The following is a 25,173-nucleotide window of genomic DNA, read 5'->3' as shown; positions in this document are numbered from 1 at the left end:
TGGGAGAGCGGCGTGGTTTCAGCAGAAGCTGGCCGGCGCGCCCGCGAGGCGGCGCGCCTTGCCGGGATTGGAGCCGTCATTCGCAGGGCCCGTTCGGCGCGCGGATTGACGCTCGATGAACTTGCCGGAATGGTCGGCCTCTCCCTGACATTTCTCTCGCGGATCGAGCGCGGACTCATCGCGTGTTCGATCGGCAATCTCTTGGAAATTGCCGGCGTCCTTCAGTTGCCGCCGGCCGAATTGTTTGCCGACATCGAAGGAGAGGACCGAACGCGCGCGTATCGCGTGGTGCGGTCAGTCGATGCCGTTCCATCGAATGGCGCTGATGCAAATTATGCCTGGCGCAAACTCGCTTCGGGCGTGGGCGAGCAGCGGCTGGAAAGTTTCCTGCTCGAATTGTCGGCAAAACCACGCAAGCCGACGCTGGTCGCGCATCCAGGCGAAGAAATGTGCTTCGTTCTCGAAGGCAGTGTCGAATTTCAGGTGGGCGACGAAACCATCGCGCTGGAACGCGGCGATTCAATTCATTTGCGCTCAGACGTACCGCATATGGCGTGGGCGCGCGGGTCCGGCAGTGCGCGCCTGCTCATGGTGACATCAATCGAAAATCAGTCGGCCATCGCGGTCGAGTGGTGGAGCGATATTGCGGGCAGGAAAGGCGAACGAGAGAAAACTGCAAAAGGGAGAGAGAAATGAGCGTCAGGAGCAAGGGGATTCCCGATACGGCGGCCGCAAATGCGGAATTGACGACCGCGCGCGAAGCGTCGCGAAAGGACCACAAGCCTTACGAGACGCGCCATTTCGACGAAGTCGATTGGGAGACAATCCGGTGGCCGGGAGAAACAGGAAAAATGCTTTTTCATCCGCGATCGGAACGCCCGACCGAACCCAACGCGGGAATTCTGCGGCTTGAACCCGGCGCCTATCATCCCGAGCACTATCATGGCTTCGCACAGGTCTGGCATATCCTGAAAGGCGAGTTTTCAATCGACGGAACGCTGCATGGTCCGGGAACGGTGCTGTTCCATCCCGACCCGCACTTCGAGGGTGAATTCCGTACCGAAACGGGCGGGGAGATATTCATCGTCCAGTATCCTGGTCCGACGACCGGTGAGCGCCCGATCTATAGCGGCCGGTTCAACATGGCGGAACGCAAGGCGGTTGCGAGCGAACGCGTCGATCTCTGAGCCGGCGGATCACCCGAAGGAAGAAGCGAATTATCGCGTAGGCTGACTGGAAGCTGATGTCTTCTTCCAGTCGGCAAGCCAGTTTCTGAACCTTCCGCTGTCGCGCTCGCCGCCGTGCCAGGCTGCGGTGACTGTGCCGTCGCCGGCCACCAGCACCACGACATCGAGCCCCTTGGAACGGCGCAACGTATCGATCGCCTGCTGCGGCGTCTGCGCAATCGGCCCTGCGACATTGAAGGAGGTGTTGACGGACAGTTCGACGCCGATGTGGCGGCCGAGCGCCTTTAAGTACGCATAGGTGAGGGGATCGTCGCCGGCGCGCACGATCTGGATGCGGCCGGTGCCGTCGGCGTGGATGACCGCCGGGATTTTTTCGCGCGCATGCGGCTTTGAATGCGCTGTCAGCACCATGTAATTGTAGGCGTTGCAATCGGCATCCGCAGCGCCGGGCAGCAGTTCGAAGTAATCTTTCGCAGCCTCCAGCGTCGCCATCGGCGCCAACGGGCGGATGGCCTCGCGGTATTTGACGCGCGCGTTGAGCAGCTCGCGCACCGCCGGGTCGCAGGGGTTGGCGAGGATCGAGCGGTGGCCGAGTGCGCGGGGCCCGGTCTCGGCCGCGCCTTGATACAGCGCGATCACGCCGTTTTGGGCGACCATCAACGCCATCAGATCGGCGATCGCTTCAAGGCCTTCAGGCGTGGAGATATCGCCGATCCTTTGCGAGGCGATGTCGTCGGCCGCAACCGCGTGGACGATGTCGCCTTGCGACGGCGGCGTGCCGCAATAGAAAGCATGCGTCATCGGCGCGCCGCGCGGAGCGCCCGCCAGATGCGCGAACAGCCAGGCGGCACCGATGGTGACGCCGGGGTCGCCGGGCACCGGCGGCACCCACAGATGCAGCCGCGCATTGCGCCGCTGCGCCTCGGCGAACCACGCTGCATTGAAATGTTCGAGCAGCCGCATATTGCCGACCGCGTTCAGCGCGACGCCGCCGGTCAGCACCAGCCGGTTGGCGCCGGTCGTGCGCAACAAATGATCGACGACGTGGATCATGGCGTCCTCGAACACCAGTTGCGTCGCGGCCGCCTTGTCGAGACGATCCTTGGTATCGGGACGGTGGTGGATGTCCTCGACACGCAGTACCGCATCCGGATTCCAGAGCTGGTCCGGCTTAAGCGGTTCGCCGAGAATTTTGGTGAGCGCTTCCTTGTAGGGATGGTCGAACGGGTCGCAATACCAGTTGGCCAGCGCACGATTAAGCCTGATATCGCCGTTCGCCCCAAAATGCAGAACGTCGCGCAGCCGCGCGTAATAAGGATTGCTGGCGCGGTCCATATCGCCCCAGGCTGCAGCGCCCATGTAGCGGCCCTCGCTGGACAGCCAGGTCCAGCCGCCCTGCGTCGACGAGATCACGCTGTAGAATGCGCCGAGTGAATCGAACATGCTGTCGTTGCAGTAGAGCCGGCGCATCGCGCCGTTCTCAACTGCATAGAGCGAGATCGAGCCCTGATCGCCGGTGCCGTCGAGCACCGCAATCGCGGTCGGCGCGCCGTCGTCGGCGAATGGCGAGGCGGCGTAGGAAAACCACGCATGGTTGTCGTGATGCGGCAGGCAGATCAACGGCACGCGTTCGGCAAGCCCGAGCTGGCGGGCGAGAATCTTTGGCGTCCGCGTCATCTGGTCGAGGCGGCGGCCGTCGAAGCCTGCGGCCTCGGTGGTGCGCACGAGTTTAATGCTCTGCGGTAGTTCCTCGAGCACCGAGCGCGCCAACGTGCCGGCGAGCGTCGGGTAATCCCAGCTCGTGAGCCAGGCATCGATGTCGCCGATGTCGCGGCCCATACCGCGCAGCGTTCCTACCGCCGCGTCGATCGACAGCCTCGGATATTCGGTGGTGTGCTTGTTGCCGGAAAAGCGTTCTTCCTCGTTGTTGACGATCAGCCGCGGCCCATGCGCCTGCGTCACCTCGACCAGCGCCAGACCTGAATTATGCGTGCCGGGCGCGCCGAGACCTGCGAGATATACCGTTTCGCCCCGCGCAAGCTTGTCGCGCACATGCGCGATCCGCGCATCGGCGAATTCAGAGCCAAGCTGATGAAATCCCGCAGCACCCATGGTCTTTGCAGCGAGCCAGCGCGCAAAGCGAAATCCACCCGCCGCGAGTTTTGGGTGTCGCGGACCAATTCGTGTGTTCGGTTTCAAGCCTTAGTCCAACCTCTGGGCCTGCCATCGCGCTAGGTCATGTCTGCAGCCCGCATCAATCACAATTGGCGCCGGGCAACAATGCCGTTTCGTCATACGGAATAGGTATATGCTTGCAAGCGCTGAAGCGGCTTGCGAGACAACGGCGAGGTATGGGAAGTATTCGGCGACACCGTCACCGGCGAGGTTGGGCACTAGAGGATAAGGCACCACAGCGTGGTGCCTCTCCTCGACCGTCACTATTCCGGAATATCCGGCTCCACGAGCAACGCGAGTTGGGCGAGCGACTGTTGCCAGCCGAGATAGCAGGCTTCGACCGGGATCACCGTCGGCAAGTTTGTCTGTTCGATGTTGATCTCGGTTCCGACCGAAACCGCTTTCAGGGTCACCGTAACCTCGATGACGCCGGGCAAATTGGGGTCGTCGAAACGATCGGTATAGCGGATCCGCTCGTTGGGCACGATCTCCAGATATTCTCCGCCGAACGAATGGCCGGCGTTCGTGGTGAAATTCGTGAACGACATCCTGAACGTGCCGCCAACCTTCGCCTCGAATTGGTGGACCTTGCAGGTGAAGCCGTAGGGCGGCAGCCACTTGGCCATGGCATCCGGATCGAGGAAGGCGCGAAAGACCTTCTCCGGCTTGGTGGCGAGGACACGATGCAAACGAACGGTATTGCCTTGGGACATGACGCTATTTTCTCCATTACTGAGCGGAGTATATCGCGGGATTGGGTTGGGTTCGCTCAGTCTCTGCCACAAGGACGCCGGGCGTCCATGCGAGCCGACATAGGCCCAGAAAAAATTTCACCGACGCGGGCGCGCCGGTTCCGTTCACATGCCGGTAGACCGCCGACGTATTCCGCGATCAACAAGCGAGCACGCCAGTTCTGACGGCGGGATGCTAGCCTGAGCTGAGCCGCACGCCCGCGCGCAGGAATTTCTGCGGGTCGACGGCATCGCCGTCGATCCGCGTTTCATAGTGCAGATGCGGACCGGTGGAGCGGCCGGTTGAGCCAACCGCACCGATCACCTGGCCGATCTTGACGAAGTCGCCGACCCTGACGTGAATCTCCGACAGATGGCCGTAGCGGGTCGACAGGCCGTTGCCATGATCGACCTCCACCATGCGGCCGTAACCGCCCATCCATCCCGACGACACCACCTTGCCGTTCGCGGTGACGCGCACCGGATCGCCGGTCGCAGCGCGGAAATCCAGGCCGGTATGCATCGCGGGCCGGCCGAGGAATGGATCGCTGCGAACACCAAAGCCCGAGGTGAATTCGACCTCGCCGACGACAGGTTTGCGATAGGGCACCAGTGCGAGCGTCGCGTTGAGGCGCTGCATCTGGGCGCGGGTGAGGTTGATCCGGTTGAGCTGGCGTTCGAACGGACCGGCATCCGCCGGCAGCTTCACCGGCACGAACGGGCCACCAATGGCCGAGCGCGGCGTTGCGGCCTCTAACTGCGCCATATTGAGGCCGAGATCGGTGAACACGCCACGCATACGGCGCAGCCGCGATTCCATGCTGTCTTCGACCGAGCTCAAGGCCGCCATCTGCCGCCGCTCGACGGTGTCAAGCGAGGTCTGCAGGCGGACCAGGACATTGTCGACACCCTGAACCTTGGCGAACTGATTTGGCTGCGGCTTGGCGACGGCGGGCGTGCGCGATTCCAGCCGAGCCTCACGATCCGGCGGCGCCACGAAGATCACGGTGTCGCTGATCGGGGAGGGTTTTAGGCTGCCGGAAGCAGGCGTCTCCACGCCCGCGCCGCGCGGCGGAGGCCGAATGGAACCGGTGGCCGCGACATCCGGCATCGCGCCAAGGGCAGTGGCGCGCGATTCGAGCGCGGTCTGGCGGCGCATGATCTGGTCGAGCTTCTGGTCGAACTGTTCCTGATCGAGCAACTGGCGGCTGGTCGTGCGGTCGACCTTGGCGCGCAGCTCAGCGATGCGGTCTTCATAGGCGTATTGCATCTCTGCCTGGCGAGCGATCAGCCGGGTCAGGACGTCGTCGCGAAACGCGAAATAGGTGGCGGTGGCCGCCGACCACATGCCAAGCAGCACGATCGTGCCGACAACGATCCAGAACACGACCGGGCCGAGCCTGACCTGCTTGCCGGCATGGACGATGGTGTAGCCGTTGCCGTCCAGCACTGCGGCTTTTGTCGCATGGGGTGCCGGACGGCGGGGCGGCGTCCGGCCATGATCGTGGGGATGGTGGTGATCGGAATAATGACCGGAACGGTACGACATCGGCACTCCCGCGCCGGCCGGAAATCAGCTCCGTTCGGCTCAACTTGCGTGCCGATTTGACCCATTCATGGTTAATTTTTGGGAAAGGGAACCTGCCGATCAAACCTGCCGATCACATGGTGCGAACGGCAGCCAGCACCTCGTCGGCATGGCCATCGACCCGCACATTGCGCCAGATTTTGGCGATCCGTCCGTCCGCGCCGATCAGAACCGTCGTTCGAATGATCCCCATGAAGGTCCTGCCGTACATCGATTTTTCGCCCCAGGCGCCATAGGCCTCGAGCATCTCATGCTGCTCGTCCGAAATCAGAGGAACCGAAAGCTGGTGCTTGTTCCGGAAGGATTCCTGGGCCTTTACGGTGTCGGCTGAGATACCGACCACCACCGCTCCCGAATCGGCAAACTCGCTATCGAGCCGCGTGAAGTCGATCGCCTCCCGGGTGCAGCCGGGCGTGTCGGCGCGGGGATAGAAGAACAGCACCAGTTTCTTGCCGGCATAGTCCGCCAGCGAAACACTGCCGCCGCCGTCGCGCGGCAGGCTGAAGGCGGGCGCCATGGCGCCTTCGACCAGTCCGGTTCCGGTCACTGGCTTGGGCGTATCCGATAGATTGGATTTTATTAACTGTTTCGATGTCGGCTTGTGCGACGCTTTGGCTGAAGGGGTCTTGGCCGTCTTCGCCGGCTTCTTGGCCGGTTTCCTGGCGGCGGTTTTGGCGGCCGTGCTGGCTGCCTTGGCGGCAGGCTTTTTGGTCGATGCCGGCGTGCTGCGGCGGGCGGTCTTGCTGGCGGTCTTGGCGGCAGTCTTGGCCGCGGCGGGTTTTGCGGCGGAAGCCTTGCGGTTCTTGGGAGATGGCATGGAGGATTTCTTGCGCGTTTTCTTGGACATACGCCTTCCTTTCGTCGCTTTCCGCAGATCAACCATTAGGGTATTGCGGGTCTCGCCTTTGACCGCCGGATTCGCTCCGGCTGCTGGGCAAGTTTGATGACCCCGGAGTATGGTTACAAGGAATTCGACGCTACCCCCGTCCGCTCGTCGATGGGACCGCCCAATCAATCCTTGGGCCCGACCACGAGTAACAGTATTAATCGAGGATTGGCAGCGATGCCGGCACAGGAGCGCTCGATAACGATCGAAGAGCGTGCCCTTGGCGGCGATCAACCTCAGCGCCGGCACCGAGAGGCAATGGCTAGGAATACTTCGCCCAAGGGGTCGAATCCGCGTGCCGAGGCCCAGCAATGGGATGACGCGGCGGGCTGGGAGCAGGACGACGCGGCGGGCTATCGTGCGCGACGGCTGTTGTCACGCTCCAATTCCCGATTCCATCGGTTCGGCGACAAGTTCTCAGCGCTGCAGCAATGGATGACCGGCGAGCGCTGGGTCAAGCGCCTGGCGATCGTGATCGCCGTACTGGCGGTAATCTTCACCGGTTGTTTCGGCGGTCTGTGGTGGCGGCTCGGCGCCGGGCCGATCAACCTCGACGTCGCGACGCCGTGGCTGGCGGCCGCGATCGAAGACAATATCGGCCATGGCAACACGGTCGAGGTCGGCGGTACGCAGATCGAGCGGGCCGGACGGATTCGAATCGCGGTGCGCATCCGCGACATCGTGGTCCGCGACCGTGACCAGGTCGTCGTTGCCACCGCGCCGAAGGCCGAGGTGAAACTGTCGGGCATGGCGCTGCTGATGGGACGGCTGCGCGCCGAAAGCCTCAATCTGGTCGATGCCGAACTTTCGGTGCGAATCACGCCCGATGGCCAGGTGACGGTGTCTGCCGGCGATACCGCCAAGCCGCTGGCGACCGGCGTTGCCTCCAAGCGCGATGCCGGCCTGGCGCCGACATTCCCCCGCCAGCCGCCTGCGCCGCCGCAAGGTGCTGCTGCGACGGCTCCCGATACCGCGCAGAACGGATTGCTGGCCGGCCTCGACTGGCTCGACAGCCTCAGCCTGACCGGCCTCGACGGCCAGAACCTGAACGAGATCGGCCTCAAGAACGGCAATCTCATTGTCGACGATCAGCAGCGCGGCAACAAATGGAATTTCGAGAATATCAGCCTCAGCATGCGCCGCCCCAGCGGCGGCGGGGTTGCGGTGAGCCTTGGCGAGCAAGGTGCGCATCCCTGGTCGCTCAAGGTCGTGGTCGGACCACAGCAGAACGGCGTGCGCTCGGTCGATCTTCGCGCCGACAAGGTGCCTGCCGCCAACATCCTGCTTGCGATGCGGGTCAAGGACCTGACCTACAGCGCGGAGCTGCCACTTTCCGGCGAGCTGAAAGGCGAACTGGGCCGCGACGGTCTGCCGACCTATTTCCGCGGCAAGATCACCGCCGGCGCCGGGAACCTGATCGACAGCGATACGCCTGACTATCCGATGCCGATCGATTCGGCGGAGATGAGCGTCGAATGGGATGCCGGACGGCGCGTGCTGGTCGCGCCCTTCAAGGTCATTTCCGGTTCGAACCGGATTACGCTGCTCGGCCATCTCGAACCGCCGAACGGCGCCACCACCGAATGGCAGGCCGGCCTTAGCGGCGGCACCATCCTGCTGGCCGGCACCGACAACGAGCCGCCGCTGATCTTCAACCGGATCGCGATCGGGATGAAGTTCGACACCGACCGCAAGCGCGTGCTGCTCACCCAGGCCGACATCAGCAATGGCGAGATCGGCATCGCCGGTACGGGAAGCATCGACTATTCGGGCGAGGCGCGGCTGCAGCTCGGTTTTGCGGGCACGCCGATGTCGGCATCCGCGCTGAAACGGATGTGGCCGATCCTGATCGTGCCCGAAGTGCGTGAATGGGTGATCGAGCGGATCGAGCGCGGCACGCTCCAGCGCATCGAGGTCGGCGTCAACTCGCCGGTGCGCAATCTGTCGCGCAAGGGGCCGCCGATTCCTGACGATGGCCTGGCTGTCAACATCGTCGCCTCGGGAGTCACCGCGCGTCCGGTCGACGACATGCCCGCGGTACGCGATGCGGATTTGAAGGCGCGGGTTACCGGGCGAACGGCAACGGTGACGATCGGGCAGGGAATTGCCGACACGCCCGCCGGCCGCAAGATCAACATTTCCGATTTCACCTTCGAGGTGCCGGATATGGCGCCGAAGCCGTCGCCCTCACGGGTGAAGTTCAGGGTCGATGCGTCCGTGCCGGCAGCGGCTGAGATTTTGGCCTCCGACCGCATCAGCGATCTCTCCGGCACGCTGATCGATCCGAACGCCAGCAAGGGAAACGTTGCCGCTATCATCACGCTTGGCATGCCGGTCAAGGGCTCGATGACCAAGGCCGATACCACCTACACCGTGATTGCCGATCTGGCCGGGTTTGCCGCCGACAAGCTCGTGATGAACCAGAAGCTGGAATCCAATACGCTCAAGGTGCTCGCCAATAACGCGGGCTACCAGGTCAAGGGCGACGTCAAGATCAACGGGCAACCGGCTTCGCTGGACTATCGCAAGCCGAGCGAGGGCGACGCCGATATCAGGCTGCAGGCGACGCTGGATGATGCCAGCCGCGCGCGCCTCGGGATCGATTTCGGACCGGCTGTGAGCGGCTCGATCCCGATCAAGGTGGTCGGCAAGATCGGCGAGAACGACAGCCGCGTCGGCATCGAAGCCGATCTGACCTCGCTGCGGCTCGACAACATCCTGCCGGGCTGGGTCAAGGTGCCCGGCAAGTCGGGCAAGGCGACGTTCAATGTCGTCAAGAAGGAGCAGTCGACGCTGTTCCAGGATATCGTGGTCGAAGGCGGCGGCGTTTCGATCAAGGGGTCGCTGGAAGTCGACCAGAACGGCGACCTGTTGAACGCGAACTTCCCGACCTACGCGCCGTCGGATGGCGACAAGACGACGTTGAAGGCCGAGCGCGGCGCCGACGGCGTCGTGAAGGTTACGATGCGCGGCGACGTGTTCGACGGCCGCGGCTTCCTCAAGTCGGCGATCACGGGCAAGGACACGGACCCCAAGAGCAAGTCCCGGAACTTGGACCTCGATATCGACGTCAAGCTCGGCGCGGTCGCCGGCTTCAACGGCGAGGCGTTGCGCAGTGTCGACAGCAAGTTCTCGCGCCGCAACGGCATCGTCAAAAACTTCACGCTCTCCAGCAAGGTCGGGCGCGACACATCGTTGACAGCCGATCTGCGCGGTCGCGGGGCGGGACAAGGCCGCGACATCATTATCCTGCAGACCAATGATGCCGGTGCCTTCTTCCGTTTCACGGACATGTACTCGAAGGTAATTGGTGGCCAACTCTCGCTCGCGATGGAGCCGCCAACGGTCGAACCGAGCGCTAAGGAAGGCCTGATCAACGTCCGCGACTTCTCCGTCAAGGGCGAGGCTTCGCTTGACCGTGTGGCAGCAGGTGGTTCTACCGGCACTCAGAGCGGCGTTTCCTTTACGGCATTGCGGGCCGAATTCACGCGGCAGAATGGACAGCTCACGATCCGCGATGGTGTCGTGAAAGGGCCGATGGTCGGGGCGACAATCGAAGGCAGCATCGATACCGTCGCCAATCAAGTTCGGATGAGCGGCACCTTCGTTCCGATGTACGGATTGAACAATATGTTCGGCCAGATTCCGGTGCTCGGGCTGTTCCTCGGCGGCGGCAGCAACGAGGGCCTGATCGGCGTCACCTATGAAGTGGTCGGCACCCCCGGCCAGCCGGTGCTGCGCGTCAACCCGATTTCGGCCGTGATGCCCGGCGTGCTGCGCAAGGTCTTCGAGTTCAACACCGGCAAGCAGAACAACACTCCGATCGAACTGCCGCCGAATAATTAGTCAGGCACGGTCGCAGGCTGGTGGATGATCGAATGGAAGCTTCGGGATGGGAAGCTTTCTCTCGGTAGAAATCACTGCTCTGGTCTGCTTGCCAGACAAGGATCCAAGAGGACATGGTTGGCGTCGCGTCGTCGATATCCGCCTCTCACGATGACCCTGTCGCCAACCGCCACGCCGTTGGATTGGTAGGTCACGCACATGATCCTGATATCCGGCGGTGAGCACAGCACGAGATACCACAAGACTTGATCCGTCTGCACCGCTGTGAGATTGCCGACCACCGAGAGATCGATCCGATAGTCGAGTTCAGGAATACCGTCCGCCATCCGCCTGACATCCTTGCAGTCGGCTGGCCTCCGCGCAGGCTGCTCTGCTTCGGAAAATGCCGGACGGTCGGCAAAGACATCGTTCGACGCGATTGATGGAGTCGAGTTCGGCACTGCAAAGCACAGGACGATGGCCGCGACCGACAAGCCGGCAGTTAGAGTTTGCATTCGGCACCTAGCCAGAGGCCATGGCCGAGACCGCCCGCGCGACCGAAGCCAAGGTGGCGTTTTGCTGAGCGGCAGAAACGGTGGCGCCGGTCAGATAGGCGGTGATCACGATGGGCGCCTTGCCGGGCGGCCAGATCACAGCGACGTCGTTGTTTGTGCCTCGGGCACCGGTACCGGTCTTGTCGCCGACGCGCCAGTCTTTCGCAAAACCTGCACGCAGTCGCGCGTCGCCGGTCTTGTTGGCGACCAACCATGCCGTCAGTTGCTCGCGCGATGCTGCCGACAGCGCTTTAGTCCCAAGGATCAGCGCTTGCAAATTCGAAGCCATCGCATTCGGTGTCGTGGTATCTCTGATATCGTCGGGCAAAGCCTCGTTGAGCGAAGGCTCATCCCGGTCTAGCCGCGTGACCTGGTCGCCGAGGCTCCGCACGAAGGCCGTCAGCCCCGGCGGGCCGCCGATGCCGGCAAGCAGGAGATTGCCGGCCGTGTTGTCGCTCAACGTCACCGCCGCTTCGCAAATCTCGGCGAGCGTCATGCCGTCGCCGCCGACGCGCTTCTCGGTTACGGGTGAGTACACGATGAGTGCGGATGCGTCGAAGGTCACGCGCCGCGTCAATTGTTCCTTGCCGGCATCCACCCGCGCCAGGATCGCGGAGGCTGCCAGCATCTTGAAGGTGCTGCACATCGGAAAGCGCTCGTCACCCCGATGGGCATGACGAGTGTCCGTTGCCGTGTCCAGGACGCAAACACCGAGCCGGCCGCCGCTCCCGCGCTCCAGACGCCTGATCTCGTCGATCAGTCGTTGATTTGCGGTCGAGGCGCGTATCGCTTGCCGGGCGCTCAAGGCGGTCGTTATCAGCGCTGCACCGCATCCAAGCTGGAACTGTCTTCTCGTGATCACCATGAATCCCTCCTTGCTACGCGCAGGAAGGTGCCGATCGGTCGCTGTCTTGACAAACGATGAGTTCTGCGGGCAGGCATAAGAAAAACTAGGGACGAGCAATGCGGCGCCGGATGAAGCTTTCGCACCTTCCGCTCAATGCGCTAAGGGCCTTTGAAGCGACGGCGCGCCACCTCAGTTTCACCCGTGCTGGCCTGGAGCTTCGGGTTACACAGGCGGCCGTCAGCCAGCATGTGAAAGTGCTGGAGAACCGGCTAGGCGTACAGTTGTTTCGCCGGCTGCCCCGCGGCGTTGCGCTCACCGATGAAGGACAGCTGCTGCTGCCGAGCATTGTCGAGGCTTTCGGCCGGCTCACCGAAACGCTCAATCGGTTTGAAGACGGCCACTACCAGGACGTCATCGCGGTCGGGGTGGTCGGTACCTTCGCTTCCGGATGGCTGTTGCCGCGGCTCGATGCTTTCAGGAAAGCCTATCCACGGATCGATTTGCGCCTGTTCACCAACAACAATCGTATCGACATTGCGGGTGAAGGCCTCGATTACGCGATCAGGTTTGGCGATGGCCTTTGGCATGGCACTGAGGCGACCCAGTTGATGGCTGCGCCATTTACCCCATGCTGCGCGCCTTCGCTGGCTCGCAGGCTGAGCCGGCCGGCCGATCTCAAGCGCGAGGTGCTGCTGCGTTCCTACCGACAGGAGGAATGGCCGCGATGGTTTGCCGCGGCGGGACTTCAGAGTCCGGTCCTCAAGGGAATGGTATTCGATTCATCCATCACGATCGCCAGTGTAGCGGCGCGCGGTTTCGGCGTTGCGTTGTTGCCGGCGGCATTGTTTCAGGACGAGATCCGCCAGCGGCGGCTGGTACGTCCTTTCAAGGTCGAAGTAGCGCTCGGCGATTATTGGATCACGTCGCTGCACTCCCGGCGCCCGACAGCCGCGATGCTCTCATTCAAGAGCTGGCTGCTTGAAACGATCGCAGCAACAAAGAGGAGCCCGGGCAAGCAGGCCGGGACGTAGCTACCGCCGCAGCGCCGGTACGACCAGGAACGGAATCATTCCGAGCACAACGGCCACCAGCGCGAATGCGATCACGGGGTTGTAGCTGTGGGTCCAGTCGTGGATCAGGCCGCCGGCCCAGGCGCCGAGCCCCGAGCCAAGGCCGCTGCCGATCGAGATCGTGCCGTAGATGGTGCCGACCCGTTCGCCGCGAAAGATCTTCATTGCGGTTGACGTGATCAGCGGGCCGCGCGAGCCGATCATGCTGCCGAAGGTCACGACGAAGGCGCCGAGCAGCCAGAAGTTCGGATAGAACTGCAGCAGCCAGAGCAGGATGATGCCGATGATCGAGATGGCATAGCTGAGCAAAACCGACGGCCTTCGTCCGATCATTGCATCGAGCTGGGTCACGCCCAGCATGCCGAACAGCAGCACGACGCCGGAAAAGCCCCAGGCGGTCGCGGCCTGCAGGGGCGGGAAGCCGGCATCGATCAGATAAGCGACGATCTGCGCCGCAAGCGCATACATCCCGACGGCCGTAAAGAAGAAGGTCGAAAACAGCGCCCAGAACGCGTGGTGACGCATCGCGCTGCCGAGCGTCCAGCCGCCGTCGACGAAATCGGGATCGGCCTTTTTCGCGATGTGCGGCGAGCCCATGGAGAACAGCCGCCATGGCAGCAGCAACAACGGCAGCAGCAGGCAGAGCGCAATGATACCGAACGTCTGGTAGGCGCCGCGCCAGCCGATGTGATCGATCAGAAGCTGCGACGCCGGCAGCAACAGCAGCACGCCTACGCCGGCCGCGGAATAGACCACCGCCATCGCGGTGGGCAGCCGCGGGCCGAACCAGCGGCCGAGCAGGATCGAGTTCGGCACGTTGCCTATGAATGCGATGCCGATCCCGACGGAGACGCCGACGCTCAACTGGAATTGCCACAGCGCCTGCGCGCGCGACGCCACCAGAAACGCCGCGCCGAGCAGCAGCAGTCCCAGCGAATAGACGGCGCGGGGGCCGTAGCGGTCGAACAGCCGCCCCACCACCGGCGCCGTCAGCCCGCCCGCCAGCCATGTCAGCGAATAGACCGAAACCACTTCCGCGCGGTCCCAGCCGAAATTCTCCGAGATCGGTTTGAGGAAAACCGTAAAGCTCTCGCCGAGGCCGCGGCCGAGCAGCGCCAGCGTGAAGCACAGCGCCAGCACATTGAGTGCAATGCGCCCCGGCTTGAGCGGCCTCGCTAACGCGTCTCCCTCTGACGTCTTGTTGTCCATGGGACGCAGGGAGCGCGTTTCCGCTGGCCCCCGCAAGCGTCAAAAACGAATGCGCCCATGCAAGCCAGATCAGGCTGGCTTGAGCAGCACGTGCTTTTTCTTACCCATGGAAAGCTTGATGACGCCTTCCGGGGTGAGGTTGGACGGCGTGAGCACCATTTTCTCGTCGGTCACGGCGGCATCGTTGACGCGCAAGCCACCGCCCTTGATCTGGCGGCGTGCCTCGCCGTTCGAGGTTACGAGACCTGCTTTCACGAACAGCCCCACTACACCGGCGCCCGCTTCGAGCTCACCGCGCGACACTTCCACGGTGGGCAGGTTCTCCGCGATCGCGCCTTGCTCGAACGTTTGGCGGGCGGTTTCGGCGGCGGTGTTCGCGGCGTCGCGGCCATGCAACAGCGCGGTCGCCTCCGTCGCCAGCACCTTCTTGGCCTCGTTGATCTCGCCGCCCTGCAATGCCGCGAGTTTCTCGATCTCGCTCATCGGCAGGGTCGTGAACAGCTTTAGAAATTTCACGACGTCGGCGTCCTCGGCGTTGCGCCAGTATTGCCAGAAGTCGTAAGGCGAGAACTGGTCGGCGTTGAGCCACACCGCGCCCTGCGCGGTCTTGCCCATCTTGGCGCCCGACGCGGTCGTGAGCAGCGGCGTGGTCAGCGCGAACAATTGCGGCGTGCCCATGCGGCGGCCGAGATCGACGCCGTTGACGATGTTGCCCCATTGATCGGAGCCGCCCATCTGCAGCCGGCAGCCGGTGCGCCGCGCCAGCTCGACGAAATCATAGGCCTGGCAGACCATGTAGTTGAACTCGATGAAGCTCATCTCCTGCTCGCGCTCGAGCCGGAGCCTGACCGAATCCATCGTCAGCATGCGGTTGACCGAGAAGTGCCGGCCGACGTCGCGCAGCATTTCGATATAGTTCAGCTTCGTCAGCCATTCGGCATTGTCGAGCATGATCGCGTCGCTCGGGCCGTTGCCGTACCGCAGCACCTTCGCGAACACGCCGCGGATCGAGGCCTTGTTGGCCTCGATCTCCTCGACCGAGCGGATGGCGCGCGTTTCATCCTTGCCCGAGGGATCGCCGACCATGGTGGTGCCGCCGCCCATCAGGGTGATCGGCTTGTTGCCGCTCTGCTGCAGCCAGTGCAGCATCATCATGGTGAGGTAATTGCCGATATGGAGCGACGGTGCGGTGCAGTCGTAGCCGACATAGGCGGTCGCCTGGCCCCTGGCGGCCAGCGCGTCGAGGCCCTCGAAATCGGAGCATTGGTGGATGAAGCCGCGTTCCTGTAAAATGTTCAGGAAATCTGATTTAAATTTGGTCATGGGCGGGCGCTTTGATCATTCTATTTTCACTGTAATTGTAGCGAGTTGCGGAACCACGGCGGAACAGGGTGCCGCAAGGCCGGGCGCTGTGGCATTATAAGATGTGCGTGTTTGGCACAAGCTGGTCGTCGTCGGCGGGACGTATCGAGCAGGGCGTTTCAAAGGCACAATCGACCATGATGTTGACGGCACTAGGTTTGATGAGCGGCACCTCGCTCGACGGGGTCGATGTCGCTTTGATCGAAACCGACGGCCGCCGGGTGAATGCGCTCGGACCGTCCGGATACCGGCCCTATACCGATACGGAGCGCGGCCTGTTGCGCCAGGCGCTGTATGAGGCCACCGACCTGGCCGATCGCGCGGCGCGGCCCGGCTGCCTGCGCGAGGCCGAGCGGGTCGTCACATCTGCGCATGCCGAGGCGGTGGCCGCCTTTACCGCGCAACACCGGATGCGCTTCGATGATATCGACATCGTCGGCTTTCACGGCCAGACCGTGCTGCACCGGCCCGAGAAAAAACTGACGGTCCAGATCGGCGATGCAGTGACGCTCGCCAGGACGATCCACATTCCGGTCATGTACGATTTCCGCGCTGCCGATGTCGAAGCTGGCGGGCAGGGCGCGCCCTTTGTGCCGGTCTATCACCGCGCGCTCGCCCAATCGCTGGAGTGGGAGGGCCCGACCGTCGTGGTCAATATCGGCGGGGTCGCCAACATCACCTATATCGACGGCGACACGCTGATCGCCTGCGATACCGGGCCAGGCAACGCGCTGCTCGATGACCACATGTTCCGCCACTTGAACCAGCGCTTCGATACCGAGGGGCGAACCGCCGCGCTGGGCAGGGTCGATGCGGCCTGGATCAACCGTGCGCTGGAGATGCCGTTCTTTTCGCTGCCGCCGCCGAAATCGCTCGATCGCAACGATTTTGCGGGGCTGAAGCTTCGCGATATGCCGCCCGAGGATGGCGCGGCGACGCTGACCGCCTTTACCGTCGCTGCGATTGCCCGGCTGGTGCCGTTGCTGCCGAAGGAACCCAAGAACTGGATCGTGGCCGGCGGTGGCGCCCGCAACCTGACCATGCTGCGAATGCTGCGTGAGTGTCTGGCGCCCGCGACCGTCCGGGCGGCGGATACCCTGGGCTGGGCCTCAGACGCCATCGAGGCGCAGGCTTTCGGATTTCTGGCGGCGCGAGGCCTGAAAGGCCTGCCGCTGAGCTATCCCGCCACCACCGGGGTGCCGCTCCCGATGACCGGCGGCATCATCGCGCGACCGTGACGCGGTTCAAGATATGTTGATGCAATTGCATTGAGCTTGACGACTGCATGCAAGCGCATCTAATTTAGATGCAAATGCATGGAGCGGAGGCCGGCCGGCCTTCGCGTTGGAGGTCGTCATGGCGCAGAAGCTCACTTTGATCAGCCACAAGCTTTGTCCCTACGTGCAGCGCGCCGTGATCGCGCTGAGCGAGAAAGGCGTTCCGTTCGAGCGGATCGACATCGATCTCTCCAACAAGCCGGACTGGTTCCTGAAAATATCGCCGCTTGGCAAGGTGCCGGTGCTCGTCGTGACCAGCGACTACGGCAAGGAGGTCGCGCTGTTCGAAAGCAACGTGATTTGCGAATACATCGAGGACACCCAGGGCGGCGCAAAGCTGCATCCGCAGGATGCGCTCCAGCGCGCGCAGCACCGCGCCTGGATGGAGTTCGGGTCGACCATTCTGAGCGCGCTCTGGGGCCTGGAGACGACGGGTGATCCCGCGATCTTCGAGAGCAAACGGCAGGCGGTCGCCGCAAAATTTGCGCGTGTCGAGGAGGCGCTGGGCGCGGGGCCATTCTTTGCCGGCGAAAATTTCAGCCTGGTGGATGCGGTATTCGCGCCGATCTTCCGCTATTTCGACGTGTTCGATGAGTTGACCGATCTCTCGGTCTTTGCCGACACGCCGAAGGTCCGCGCATGGCGGGAGACGCTGGCGAAGCGGCCGAGCGTACGCACGGCGGTGGGTCCCGACTATCCGCAATTGCTGCACGCGTTCCTGGCGCGCCATAACGCGCATTTGCTGAAGCTGGCGGCTTAGCGCTTGCCGGGATGGTAGGCGTGGGCCGTGTCCCGGGCGCGACGCAGCGCCATAAGCGCGTTCACGCGCGTCTTCGACACGCTATGGCGCTGCTTCGCAGGACCGGGACCCATTGTTGGTTACGGGAACGGTTGAGAGATAGGCCCCGGCTCTGCGGTGCACCACTTCGTGATGCACCGCGTCCGGGGCACGAGCAGGACTAGCGGACGTTGGCAAGCCGCATGTCGAGATAGCCGGTCACCGTCTCCATCAGCGGCTCCAGCTTGCCATCGAAGAAGTGATTGGCGCCCGGGATGATCTGCTGATCGATCACGATGCCTTTCTGCGTCTTCAACTTCTCGACCAGCGTGTTGACGTCCTTCGGCGGCACCACCGCGTCCTTCTCGCCATGCACGATCAGTCCCGAAGACGGGCAGGGCGCGAGGAAGGAGAAGTCGTAGAGATTGGCGGGCGGCGCGATCGAAATAAAACCCTCAACCTCGGGCCGGCGCATCAGAAGCTGCATGCCGATCCAGGCGCCGAACGAAAAGCCTGCGACCCAGCAGGCGCGCGCTTCGGGATTGATAGTCTGCGCCCAGTCGAGCGCGGAGGCCGCGTCCGAAAGCTCGCCGGTGCCATGATCGAACGAGCCCTGGCTGCGGCCGACGCCGCGAAAATTGAAACGCAGCACCGAGAAGCCGCGATGCGCAAACGCGTAGTAGCACTGGTAGACGATCTGGTGATTCATCGTGCCGTGAAACTGCGGATGCGGATGCAAGATCATCGCGATCGGCGCGTTCTTCTGCTTGGCCGGATGATAACGGCCTTCGAGGCGGCCTGCGGGGCCGGTGAAAATTACTTCAGGCATTGATGATCCCTAGGCAACGGACGTGATCCGGGCGGAAAAGAATGTGATCATGCGTCGTTGGGCGATGCGCGAACGGGCGCTCCCGTGAACTGGTTGCGGCCTTCTAGCATGAGGCGAGGGGCAAAAAGCAAGCATCTTGAACATCTCGAAGGCTGTTCAAGGCGTTAGCTTGCGATTGCACGAGACGGCACGATCCCCAATTGCCATAAGGCATTTGGGAAAGCACAAGGCCCTAGCTCGCTGGCCGTCTGCGGCTGTAGGTAATATCATACAGAATGTCCGACCGGATCTATCTCGATTGGAATGCGACGACGCCGCTTCGCTCCGAGGCGAGGCAGGCGATGGCAGCCGCTTGGGACCTGGCCGGCAATCCGTCCTCGGTACATGCCGAAGGGCGTCAGGCGCGCCGGCTGGTCGAGGACGCACGGGCCGCGGTCGCCGCGGCCGTCGGCGCCCGTCCACAGGATGTGGTGTTTGGTTCCGGCGGCACCGAAGCCAATGCAATGGCTCTGGCGCCGGGATTGCGCCGGGCCACGGGCTCGCCGGTCCAGCGACTGGTGGTGTCGGCCATCGAGCACCCGTCGGTGCTATCAGGCGGACGGTTTCCGGCCGATACGATCACGGCCATTAAGGTCTCCGGTGCCGGCTTGGTGGACCTCGCCCATCTGCGTGCGTTGCTTGCCAAAGGGCCGCCAGCGCTTGTGTCGGTGATGCTGGCCAACAACGAGACCGGTGCCATTCAACCGGTCGGCGAAGTCGCCGACATCGTGCATGAAGCAGGCGGGCTGCTGCATGTCGATGCGATCCAGGCTTTCGGTAAAATACCGTTCGATATCAAATCGATACGCGCCGATCTGATCACACTGTCTGCGCACAAGATCGGCGGCCCCAAGGGAGTTGGTGCGCTGGTTCTGGCCGAGGAGGTGCAGGGGCTGGAGCCGCTGCTCCGCGGCGGTGGGCAGGAGCTGGGCCGCCGGGCGGGAACCGAGAATGTCGCTGGTATCGCGGCCTTTGGCGCAGCGACCAAGGCGGCCATGGCCGAGCTGCCGGCTAGTGCCATCCGGCAGCAGGATCTGCGTGAGCGCCTTGAGAAAGGGTTGAACCAAGCGCCTGAAATCATTGTATTTTCAGAGGATGCGCCACGTCTGCCCAATACGACGCTGTTTACCGTTCCCGGGCTTCGGGCCGAGACGGCGGTGATCGGCTTCGATCTCAGCGGTATTTCGGTATCGTCCGGTTCCGCCTGTTCCTCTGGCAAGGTACAGCCGTCCCACGTTCTGGCCGCCATGGGGTTCGACGGCGAGCTGGCGCAGGGAGCGGTGCGACTCAGTCTGGGCTGGTCTACCACGGAGACAGACATTGATTTGGCCCTTGAGGCTTGGCGAAAGCTTGCCGATGCCTTACTTAGAGGGCGACGAAACACGGCTTGAAACGTTCTAAGTGGGTTTCGCCGGAACGTTTCGTCAGACTGATTTTGCGATTGTTCCACCGCGGTCCTTGAAACCGCGAGCGGAGGATGGAATGCCAGCCGTACAAGAGACGGTCGAGCGCGTGAAGCGCATCGACGTCGACCAATATCGATATGGTTTTGAGACGCTGATCGAGTCCGACAAGGCCCCCAAGGGTCTCTCGGAAGACACCGTCCGCTTCATTTCCGCCAAGAAAAGCGAACCGGCCTGGATGCTGGAATGGCGTCTGGAGGCCTATCGCCGCTGGCTGACCATGACCGAGCCGACCTGGGCGCGCGTCAACTATCCCAAGATCGACTACCAGGACATTTATTACTACGCGGCGCCCAAGCCGAAGAAGACGCTGTCGTCGATCGATGAAATCGATCCCGAAATCCTCAAGACCTACGAGAAGCTTGGCATTCCCTTGCGCGAAGTCGCCATTCTCGAAGGCGTCGAGCCCCCGCCCGGCGGCGAGCCGTCGGCCAACCGCAAGATCGCGGTCGACGCGGTGTTCGACTCGGTTTCGGTGGCGACCACCTTCCAGAAGGAGTTGAAGGCTGCCGGCGTGATCTTCATGCCGATCTCGGAGGCGATCCGCGAACATCCCGAGCTGGTGAAAAAGTATCTCGGCTCGGTCGTGCCGACCTCGGACAACTATTTCGCGACGCTGAACTCGGCGGTGTTCTCCGACGGCTCGTTCGTTTACGTGCCGCCGGGCGTGCGCTGCCCGATGGAGCTGTCGACCTATTTCCGCATCAACGAGCGCAACACAGGCCAGTTCGAGCGCACGCTGATCATCGCCGACAAGGGCTCCTACGTCAGCTATCTCGAAGGCTGCACCGCGCCGCAGCGCGACGAGAATCAGTTGCATGCCGCTGTGGTCGAACTCGTCGCTCTCGATGACGCCGAGATCAAGTATTCGACGGTGCAGAACTGGTACCCCGGCAATTCCGAGGGCCTGGGCGGTATCTACAATTTCGTCACGAAGCGTGGCGACTGCCGCGGCAACCATTCGAAGATCTCCTGGACCCAGGTCGAGACCGGGTCGGCGATCACCTGGAAATATCCGAGCTGTATCCTGCGCGGCGACAATTCGCGCGGCGAGTTCTATTCGATCGCGATCTCGAACGGTCACCAGCAGGTCGACTCTGGCACCAAGATGCTCCACCTCGGCAAGAACACGTCGAGCCGGATCATCTCCAAGGGCATCGCGGCCGGCGTCTCGCAGAACACCTATCGCGGCCTCGTCACCGCCCATCGCAAGGCGACCGGCGCACGCAACTATACTGCCTGCGATTCGCTTCTGATCGGCGACAAATGCGGCGCGCATACCGTGCCTTACGTCGAGGCGAAGAACTCGTCCGCGACCTTCGAGCACGAAGCGACGACGTCAAAGATCTCCGAGGATGTGCTGTTCTACTGCACCCAACGCGGCCTCAGCCAGGAAGAAGCCGTCGGCCTCGTGGTCAACGGCTTCGTCAAGGACGTGCTGCAGCAACTGCCGATGGAGTTCGCGGTTGAGGCGCAGAAGCTGATCTCGATCTCGCTCGAAGGATCGGTTGGATAGCGACCTCATCCTGAGGAGGCCGCGCAGCGGCCGTCTCGAAGGATGAGAGGAAAGATTGTGGCCACGTCCTTCGAGACGCGCCTGGCGGCGCTCCTCAGGACGAGGGGTGAAAACGGAAAAACAACATGTCATTGCTTGAAGTGAAAGACCTGAAGGTTCGTGTCGAGGAGCGTGAGATTCTCCATGGGCTGACGCTCACCGTGAACCCGGGCGAGGTGCATGCGATCATGGGGCCGAACGGTTCCGGCAAATCGACGCTCTCGCACGTCATCGCCGGCAAGCCGGGCTATGAAGTGACCGATGGCCAGATCCTGTTCCGGGGCGAGGACCTGCTGGAGATGGACCCCGACGAGCGCGCCGCCAAGGGCGTGTTTCTCGCGTTCCAGTACCCGGTCGAAATTCCTGGCGTCGCTACCATGAACTTCCTGCGCACCGCGCTGAACGCGCAGCGCAAGGCGCGTGGCGAGAGCGAATTCTCCACGCCCGACTTTCTCAAAAAGGTCCGCGAGGTCGCAAAGTCGCTCAACATCCCGCAGGACATGCTCAAGCGCGGCGTCAATGTCGGCTTCTCCGGCGGCGAGAAGAAGCGCAACGAGATATTGCAGATGGCGCTGTTCGAGCCTGCCGTCTGCATCCTCGATGAAATGGATTCCGGCCTCGACATCGACGCGCTCAGGATCGCTGCCGACGGCGTCAACGCGTTGCGTTCGCCCGATCGCGCCATGGTCGTCATCACCCACTACCAGCGGCTGCTCAACTACATCGTGCCGGACTTCGTGCACGTGATGTCGAAGGGCCGCGTCGTGAAGAGCGGCGGCAAGGATCTGGCGCTGGAGCTCGAGGCTTCCGGCTACACCCAGTTCGAAGACGCAGCCTGACTGCGGACGGATTTGTGATGAATGTAGTTCTGGCAAAAAACGAGACCGGGCGCGCGCTGAGCGAGAGCTTTGCGGTGGCGCGCGATCGGCTGCCGGGCGGCGGCAAGGTCGCCGAGGCGCGGAACACCGCCTTCGAGGCCTATGAGCGCGTCGGGCTGCCGCACCGGCGGCTCGAGGAATGGAAATACACCGATCTGCGCGCGCTGATGCGCGAGGTGCTGCCGCTGGCGGCCGCACCGGATGCGGCCGCGCTGAAGCAGGCTGCCGCCGCCGTGAAGCTGCAGGCGATCAAGGGCGCCCGTCGTCTGGTGCTGGTGGATGGCGTGTTCGCGCCGAAGCTTTCCGAACTGGAGGGGCTGGAGAAGGGCGTTACCGTCCGCACCCTGCGCGACGTGCTGGAAACCGGGGACGCCGCGCTGCAGACGCAGTTATTCACGCCCGACAATGCCAATCCGATGGTCGCGCTCAACAGCGCGATGATGACCGATGGCGTGGTGATCGAGATCGCCAACGGCGTCGTGCTGAAGCAGCCGCTGCAGGTCATTCATGTCGCGAGCGGCGCCACGTCGGCTGCGATGTTTACCCGTTCGCTGCTGCGTCTCGGCAAGGATACCGGCGTGACGCTGGTCGAGAGCTACATCGCGGCCGAGGGTGCGAAGGCCTATCAGGCGCATGACTCCATGATCGTCGCAATCGGCGATAATTCGCGGCTCGACCATGTTCGACTGGTCGAGGATGGCCGCGACGCGTTCAACATCTCCTCCGCCGTCATTACGCTGGGCGCGCATGCGCATTTCAACACCTTTGGCATGACCTCGGGCGCCGCCGTCAGCCGCTATCAGGCGACCATCACCTTTGCCGGCGAGGGCTCCCGCGTCGAGACCAACGGCGTCAATCTGCTCAATGGCCGCCAGCACGCCGACACAACGTTGTTCATGGATCACGCGGTGCCGCATTGCGCCAGCCGTGAAGTGTTCCGCGCCGTGGCCGACGACCGTGGCCATTCGGTGTTCCAGGGCCGCATCATCGTGCGTCCCGATGCCCAGAAGACCGACGCCAAGATGATGACGCGGGCACTGCTTTTGTCCGACGACGCCGAGGCCGATAACAAGCCGGAGCTCGAGATCTTCGCTGATGACGTTACCTGCGGCCATGGCGCCACGACCGGCGCGCTCGACGAGAGCCTGCTGTTCTATTTGCGCGCCCGCGGCCTCTCCGAGAAGGAGGCCCAGGCGCTGCTGATCCAGGCCTTTGTTGGTGAGGCCATCGAATCCATCGTCAACGACGATCTGCGCGAGCTCGCAATCGCCGCCGCGCAGCGTTGGCTGGAGGCACGGGCATGACCCAGCATCCGGCGGTCAAGAATGGGGCCTATGACGTGGCCCGCGTGCGGGAGGATTTCCCCGCGCTGGCGATGAAGGTCTATGGCAAGCCGCTGGTCTATTTCGACAACGCCGCCTCCGCGCAGAAGCCGACCGCCGTGCTCGATCGCATGACGGAAGCCTACAGAAGCGAATACGCCAACGTACATCGCGGCCTGCATTATCTCGCCAATGCCGCGACGGAAGCCTACGAGGGCGGCCGCGCCAAGGTGGCGAAATTCATTAACGCAGGGCGTAGTGAAGAAATTATCTTCACCCGCAATGTCACCGAGGCCATCAATCTGGTGGCATCTTCCTGGGGCGAGCCCAACATCAAGGCAGGCGACGAGATCGTGCTCTCGATAATGGAGCACCACTCCAACATTGTGCCCTGGCACTTTTTGCGCGAGCGCCATGGCGCCGTGATCAAATGGGCGCCGGTCGACGACGACGGCAATTTCCTGATCGAGGAGTTCGAGAAGCTGCTGACACCGCGGACCAAGCTCGTCGCCATCACTCAGATGTCGAACGCGCTTGGCACCTTCGTCCCGGTCAAGGAAGTCGTGAAGCTCGCCCATGACCGCGGCATTCCGGTGCTGGTCGACGGCGCGCAAGGCGCTGTGCATTTGCCGATCGACGTGCAGGATCTCGATTGCGATTTCTATGCCTTCACCGGCCACAAGATCTATGGTCCGACCGGGATTGGCGCGCTGTACGCCAAGCATGAGCACCTGGTCGCGATGCGGCCCTATAATGGCGGCGGCGAGATGATCCGCGAGGTGGCAAAGGACTGGGTCACCTATGGCGATCCGCCGCACAAGTTCGAAGCCGGGACGCCGCCGATCGTCGAGGCGATCGGGTTGGGAGCCGCAATCGATTACGTCAACTCGATCGGCAAGGAGCGCATCGCCGCGCACGAGCACGATCTTTTGAACTACGCCCAGGAGCGGCTGCGCGAAATCAATTCGCTGCGCCTGATCGGCACCGCGCGCGGCAAGGGGCCGGTAATCTCCTTCGAGATGAAGGGCGCCCATCCCCACGACGTCGCAACCGTGATCGACCGGCAGGGAATCGCGGTGCGCGCCGGCACCCATTGCGTGATGCCGCTTTTAGAGCGGTTCAATGTCACAGCTACCTGCCGGGCGTCGTTCGGGATGTATAATACCCGGGAAGAAGTCGACCATCTGGCACAGGCGCTGATCAAAGCGCAGGATTTGTTCGCATGAGTGACACGGCCGAAGTCAAAACCGCCAACATGGAAACCAACTCGGCGTTGCCGCCGGAGGAGACCGAGCGGCTGGGCACCGAAATCGTCGCCGCGCTGAAGACGGTGTTCGACCCGGAAATTCCGGCCGACATCTACGAACTCGGCCTGATCTACAAGGTCGACCTCAAGGACGACCGCAGCGTCGACGTGACGATGACGCTGACCACGCCGAACTGTCCGGCGGCCGGCGAACTGCCGACCATGGTGGAGAACGCGATCGCCAGCGTGCCCGGCGTCGGTGTCGTGAATGTCAATCTGGTATGGGATCCGGCCTGGACGCCGGATCGGATGTCCGACGAGGCGCGCCTCGTCCTCAACATGTGGTGAAGGG

Annotated in this window: 21 protein-coding genes; 12 read left to right on the top strand and 9 right to left on the bottom strand. The window is 63.0% G+C overall.

Translation table 11 applies throughout. The features are described 5' to 3' along the window. Window positions 1-12: 12 nt before the first annotated feature. Both LMTR3_RS09925 and LMTR3_RS09920 read left to right on the top strand, forming a co-directional pair. Window positions 13-696, top strand: coding sequence for a helix-turn-helix domain-containing protein (locus LMTR3_RS09925; protein ID WP_065744889.1), 684 nt, complete (start codon window positions 13-15; stop codon window positions 694-696). Then, on the top strand, window positions 693-1,187 hold the full coding sequence (locus LMTR3_RS09920) for a cupin domain-containing protein (RefSeq protein WP_210184685.1): 495 nt from the start codon (window positions 693-695) through the stop codon (window positions 1,185-1,187). Before LMTR3_RS09925 ends, LMTR3_RS09920 begins: the two co-directional genes overlap by 4 nt. 30 nt (window positions 1,188-1,217) lie before the next feature. Here LMTR3_RS09920 and LMTR3_RS09915 read toward each other — a convergent pair whose 3' ends face one another. The 4 genes from LMTR3_RS09915 to LMTR3_RS36160 form a co-directional block, all read right to left on the bottom strand. Continuing rightward, window positions 1,218-3,386 (bottom strand): carbamoyltransferase C-terminal domain-containing protein, encoded by a 2,169-nt coding sequence (locus LMTR3_RS09915; RefSeq protein ID WP_065744888.1) that lies wholly within the window; start codon window positions 3,384-3,386, stop codon window positions 1,218-1,220. A 239-nt stretch (window positions 3,387-3,625) separates the two neighbouring features. Further along, the gene (locus LMTR3_RS09910) at window positions 3,626-4,075 is read right to left on the bottom strand and encodes an SRPBCC family protein (RefSeq protein ID WP_065744887.1); all 450 of its coding nucleotides are present in this window, start codon (window positions 4,073-4,075) and stop codon (window positions 3,626-3,628) included. Window positions 4,076-4,289: 214 nt separating this feature from the next. Beyond that, complete coding sequence (locus tag LMTR3_RS09905) at window positions 4,290-5,642, bottom strand: M23 family metallopeptidase (RefSeq protein WP_176721852.1); 1,353 nt, start codon at window positions 5,640-5,642, stop codon at window positions 4,290-4,292. A gap of 112 nt (window positions 5,643-5,754) precedes the next feature. Then, window positions 5,755-6,528 (bottom strand): peroxiredoxin, encoded by a 774-nt coding sequence (locus LMTR3_RS36160; RefSeq protein ID WP_084029598.1) that lies wholly within the window; start codon window positions 6,526-6,528, stop codon window positions 5,755-5,757. Window positions 6,529-6,744: 216 nt separating this feature from the next. Here LMTR3_RS36160 and LMTR3_RS09895 point away from each other — a divergent pair, with 216 nt between their 5' ends. Then, on the top strand, window positions 6,745-10,413 hold the full coding sequence (locus tag LMTR3_RS09895) for a YhdP family protein (protein ID WP_065744885.1): 3,669 nt from the start codon (window positions 6,745-6,747) through the stop codon (window positions 10,411-10,413). A gap of 71 nt (window positions 10,414-10,484) precedes the next feature. On the opposite strand, the gene LMTR3_RS37405 is transcribed toward LMTR3_RS09895, so the two are convergent. Next, on the bottom strand, window positions 10,485-10,739 hold the full coding sequence (locus LMTR3_RS37405) for a hypothetical protein (RefSeq protein ID WP_141686540.1): 255 nt from the start codon (window positions 10,737-10,739) through the stop codon (window positions 10,485-10,487). Window positions 10,740-10,914: 175 nt separating this feature from the next. After that, complete coding sequence (gene bla / locus LMTR3_RS09885) at window positions 10,915-11,808, bottom strand: class A beta-lactamase (protein WP_245319867.1); 894 nt, start codon at window positions 11,806-11,808, stop codon at window positions 10,915-10,917. 113 nt (window positions 11,809-11,921) lie between these two features. Between bla and LMTR3_RS09880 the strand changes: the two genes are divergently transcribed. After that, window positions 11,922-12,824, top strand: a complete 903-nt coding sequence (locus tag LMTR3_RS09880) for a LysR family transcriptional regulator (protein WP_065745566.1) — start codon at window positions 11,922-11,924, stop codon at window positions 12,822-12,824. On the opposite strand, the gene LMTR3_RS09875 is transcribed toward LMTR3_RS09880, so the two are convergent. Then, window positions 12,825-14,072, bottom strand: coding sequence for an MFS transporter (locus LMTR3_RS09875; protein ID WP_065744882.1), 1,248 nt, complete (start codon window positions 14,070-14,072; stop codon window positions 12,825-12,827). It lies immediately after the preceding gene. A gap of 69 nt (window positions 14,073-14,141) precedes the next feature. Further along, the gene (tyrS, locus tag LMTR3_RS09870) at window positions 14,142-15,395 is read right to left on the bottom strand and encodes a tyrosine--tRNA ligase (protein ID WP_065744881.1); all 1,254 of its coding nucleotides are present in this window, start codon (window positions 15,393-15,395) and stop codon (window positions 14,142-14,144) included. A 176-nt stretch (window positions 15,396-15,571) separates the two neighbouring features. Between tyrS and LMTR3_RS09865 the strand changes: the two genes are divergently transcribed. Both LMTR3_RS09865 and LMTR3_RS09860 read left to right on the top strand, forming a co-directional pair. Then, window positions 15,572-16,672, top strand: a complete 1,101-nt coding sequence (locus LMTR3_RS09865) for an anhydro-N-acetylmuramic acid kinase (protein WP_065745565.1) — start codon at window positions 15,572-15,574, stop codon at window positions 16,670-16,672. A gap of 118 nt (window positions 16,673-16,790) precedes the next feature. Then, the gene (locus tag LMTR3_RS09860; protein ID WP_065745564.1) at window positions 16,791-17,471 is read left to right on the top strand and encodes a glutathione S-transferase family protein; all 681 of its coding nucleotides are present in this window, start codon (window positions 16,791-16,793) and stop codon (window positions 17,469-17,471) included. A gap of 199 nt (window positions 17,472-17,670) precedes the next feature. Here LMTR3_RS09860 and LMTR3_RS09855 read toward each other — a convergent pair whose 3' ends face one another. Beyond that, window positions 17,671-18,318, bottom strand: coding sequence for an alpha/beta hydrolase (locus LMTR3_RS09855; protein ID WP_025589847.1), 648 nt, complete (start codon window positions 18,316-18,318; stop codon window positions 17,671-17,673). 275 nt (window positions 18,319-18,593) lie between these two features. Here LMTR3_RS09855 and LMTR3_RS09850 point away from each other — a divergent pair, with 275 nt between their 5' ends. From LMTR3_RS09850 to LMTR3_RS09825, 6 genes are all read left to right on the top strand, one after another. Further along, on the top strand, window positions 18,594-19,748 hold the full coding sequence (locus LMTR3_RS09850) for a cysteine desulfurase family protein (protein ID WP_065744880.1): 1,155 nt from the start codon (window positions 18,594-18,596) through the stop codon (window positions 19,746-19,748). Between the two features lie 91 nt (window positions 19,749-19,839). Next, on the top strand, window positions 19,840-21,336 hold the full coding sequence (gene sufB, locus LMTR3_RS09845) for a Fe-S cluster assembly protein SufB (protein ID WP_065744879.1): 1,497 nt from the start codon (window positions 19,840-19,842) through the stop codon (window positions 21,334-21,336). A 125-nt stretch (window positions 21,337-21,461) separates the two neighbouring features. Beyond that, window positions 21,462-22,214, top strand: coding sequence for a Fe-S cluster assembly ATPase SufC (gene sufC, locus LMTR3_RS09840; protein ID WP_065744878.1), 753 nt, complete (start codon window positions 21,462-21,464; stop codon window positions 22,212-22,214). A 17-nt stretch (window positions 22,215-22,231) separates the two neighbouring features. After that, window positions 22,232-23,557 (top strand): Fe-S cluster assembly protein SufD, encoded by a 1,326-nt coding sequence (sufD, locus tag LMTR3_RS09835; protein WP_065744877.1) that lies wholly within the window; start codon window positions 22,232-22,234, stop codon window positions 23,555-23,557. After that, window positions 23,554-24,801 (top strand): cysteine desulfurase, encoded by a 1,248-nt coding sequence (locus tag LMTR3_RS09830; RefSeq protein ID WP_065744876.1) that lies wholly within the window; start codon window positions 23,554-23,556, stop codon window positions 24,799-24,801. Before sufD ends, LMTR3_RS09830 begins: the two co-directional genes overlap by 4 nt. Further along, window positions 24,798-25,169: an SUF system Fe-S cluster assembly protein gene (locus tag LMTR3_RS09825; RefSeq protein ID WP_028346267.1), complete on the top strand. Its 372-nt coding sequence runs from the start codon at window positions 24,798-24,800 to the stop codon at window positions 25,167-25,169. Before LMTR3_RS09830 ends, LMTR3_RS09825 begins: the two co-directional genes overlap by 4 nt. The last annotated feature ends 4 nt before the right edge of the window (window positions 25,170-25,173 follow it).

The organism is Bradyrhizobium sp. LMTR 3 (assembly GCF_001693485.1).
GTDB lineage: Bacteria > Pseudomonadota > Alphaproteobacteria > Rhizobiales > Xanthobacteraceae > Bradyrhizobium.
Note: the sequence above shows the minus strand (reverse complement) of the source record. Positions and strands in the feature narration are given on the sequence as shown.

Coding starts and splice junctions, on each gene's coding strand:
- LMTR3_RS09865 (WP_065745565.1), top strand. CDS start 15,572: ATGATGTTGACGGCACTAGGTTTGATGAGCGGCACCTCGCTCGACGGG.
- LMTR3_RS09920 (WP_210184685.1), top strand. CDS start 693: ATGAGCGTCAGGAGCAAGGGGATTCCCGATACGGCGGCCGCAAATGCG.
- sufD (WP_065744877.1), top strand. CDS start 22,232: ATGAATGTAGTTCTGGCAAAAAACGAGACCGGGCGCGCGCTGAGCGAG.
- LMTR3_RS09880 (WP_065745566.1), top strand. CDS start 11,922: ATGAAGCTTTCGCACCTTCCGCTCAATGCGCTAAGGGCCTTTGAAGCG.
- LMTR3_RS09860 (WP_065745564.1), top strand. CDS start 16,791: ATGGCGCAGAAGCTCACTTTGATCAGCCACAAGCTTTGTCCCTACGTG.
- sufC (WP_065744878.1), top strand. CDS start 21,462: ATGTCATTGCTTGAAGTGAAAGACCTGAAGGTTCGTGTCGAGGAGCGT.
- sufB (WP_065744879.1), top strand. CDS start 19,840: ATGCCAGCCGTACAAGAGACGGTCGAGCGCGTGAAGCGCATCGACGTC.
- LMTR3_RS36160 (WP_084029598.1), bottom strand. CDS start 6,528: ATGTCCAAGAAAACGCGCAAGAAATCCTCCATGCCATCTCCCAAGAAC.
- LMTR3_RS09875 (WP_065744882.1), bottom strand. CDS start 14,072: ATGGACAACAAGACGTCAGAGGGAGACGCGTTAGCGAGGCCGCTCAAG.
- LMTR3_RS09850 (WP_065744880.1), top strand. CDS start 18,594: ATGTCCGACCGGATCTATCTCGATTGGAATGCGACGACGCCGCTTCGC.
- LMTR3_RS09905 (WP_176721852.1), bottom strand. CDS start 5,642: ATGTCGTACCGTTCCGGTCATTATTCCGATCACCACCATCCCCACGAT.
- LMTR3_RS09895 (WP_065744885.1), top strand. CDS start 6,745: ATGCCGGCACAGGAGCGCTCGATAACGATCGAAGAGCGTGCCCTTGGC.
- LMTR3_RS09825 (WP_028346267.1), top strand. CDS start 24,798: ATGAGTGACACGGCCGAAGTCAAAACCGCCAACATGGAAACCAACTCG.
- tyrS (WP_065744881.1), bottom strand. CDS start 15,395: ATGACCAAATTTAAATCAGATTTCCTGAACATTTTACAGGAACGCGGC.
- LMTR3_RS37405 (WP_141686540.1), bottom strand. CDS start 10,739: ATGGCGGACGGTATTCCTGAACTCGACTATCGGATCGATCTCTCGGTG.
- LMTR3_RS09830 (WP_065744876.1), top strand. CDS start 23,554: ATGACCCAGCATCCGGCGGTCAAGAATGGGGCCTATGACGTGGCCCGC.
- LMTR3_RS09910 (WP_065744887.1), bottom strand. CDS start 4,075: ATGTCCCAAGGCAATACCGTTCGTTTGCATCGTGTCCTCGCCACCAAG.
- LMTR3_RS09855 (WP_025589847.1), bottom strand. CDS start 18,318: ATGCCTGAAGTAATTTTCACCGGCCCCGCAGGCCGCCTCGAAGGCCGT.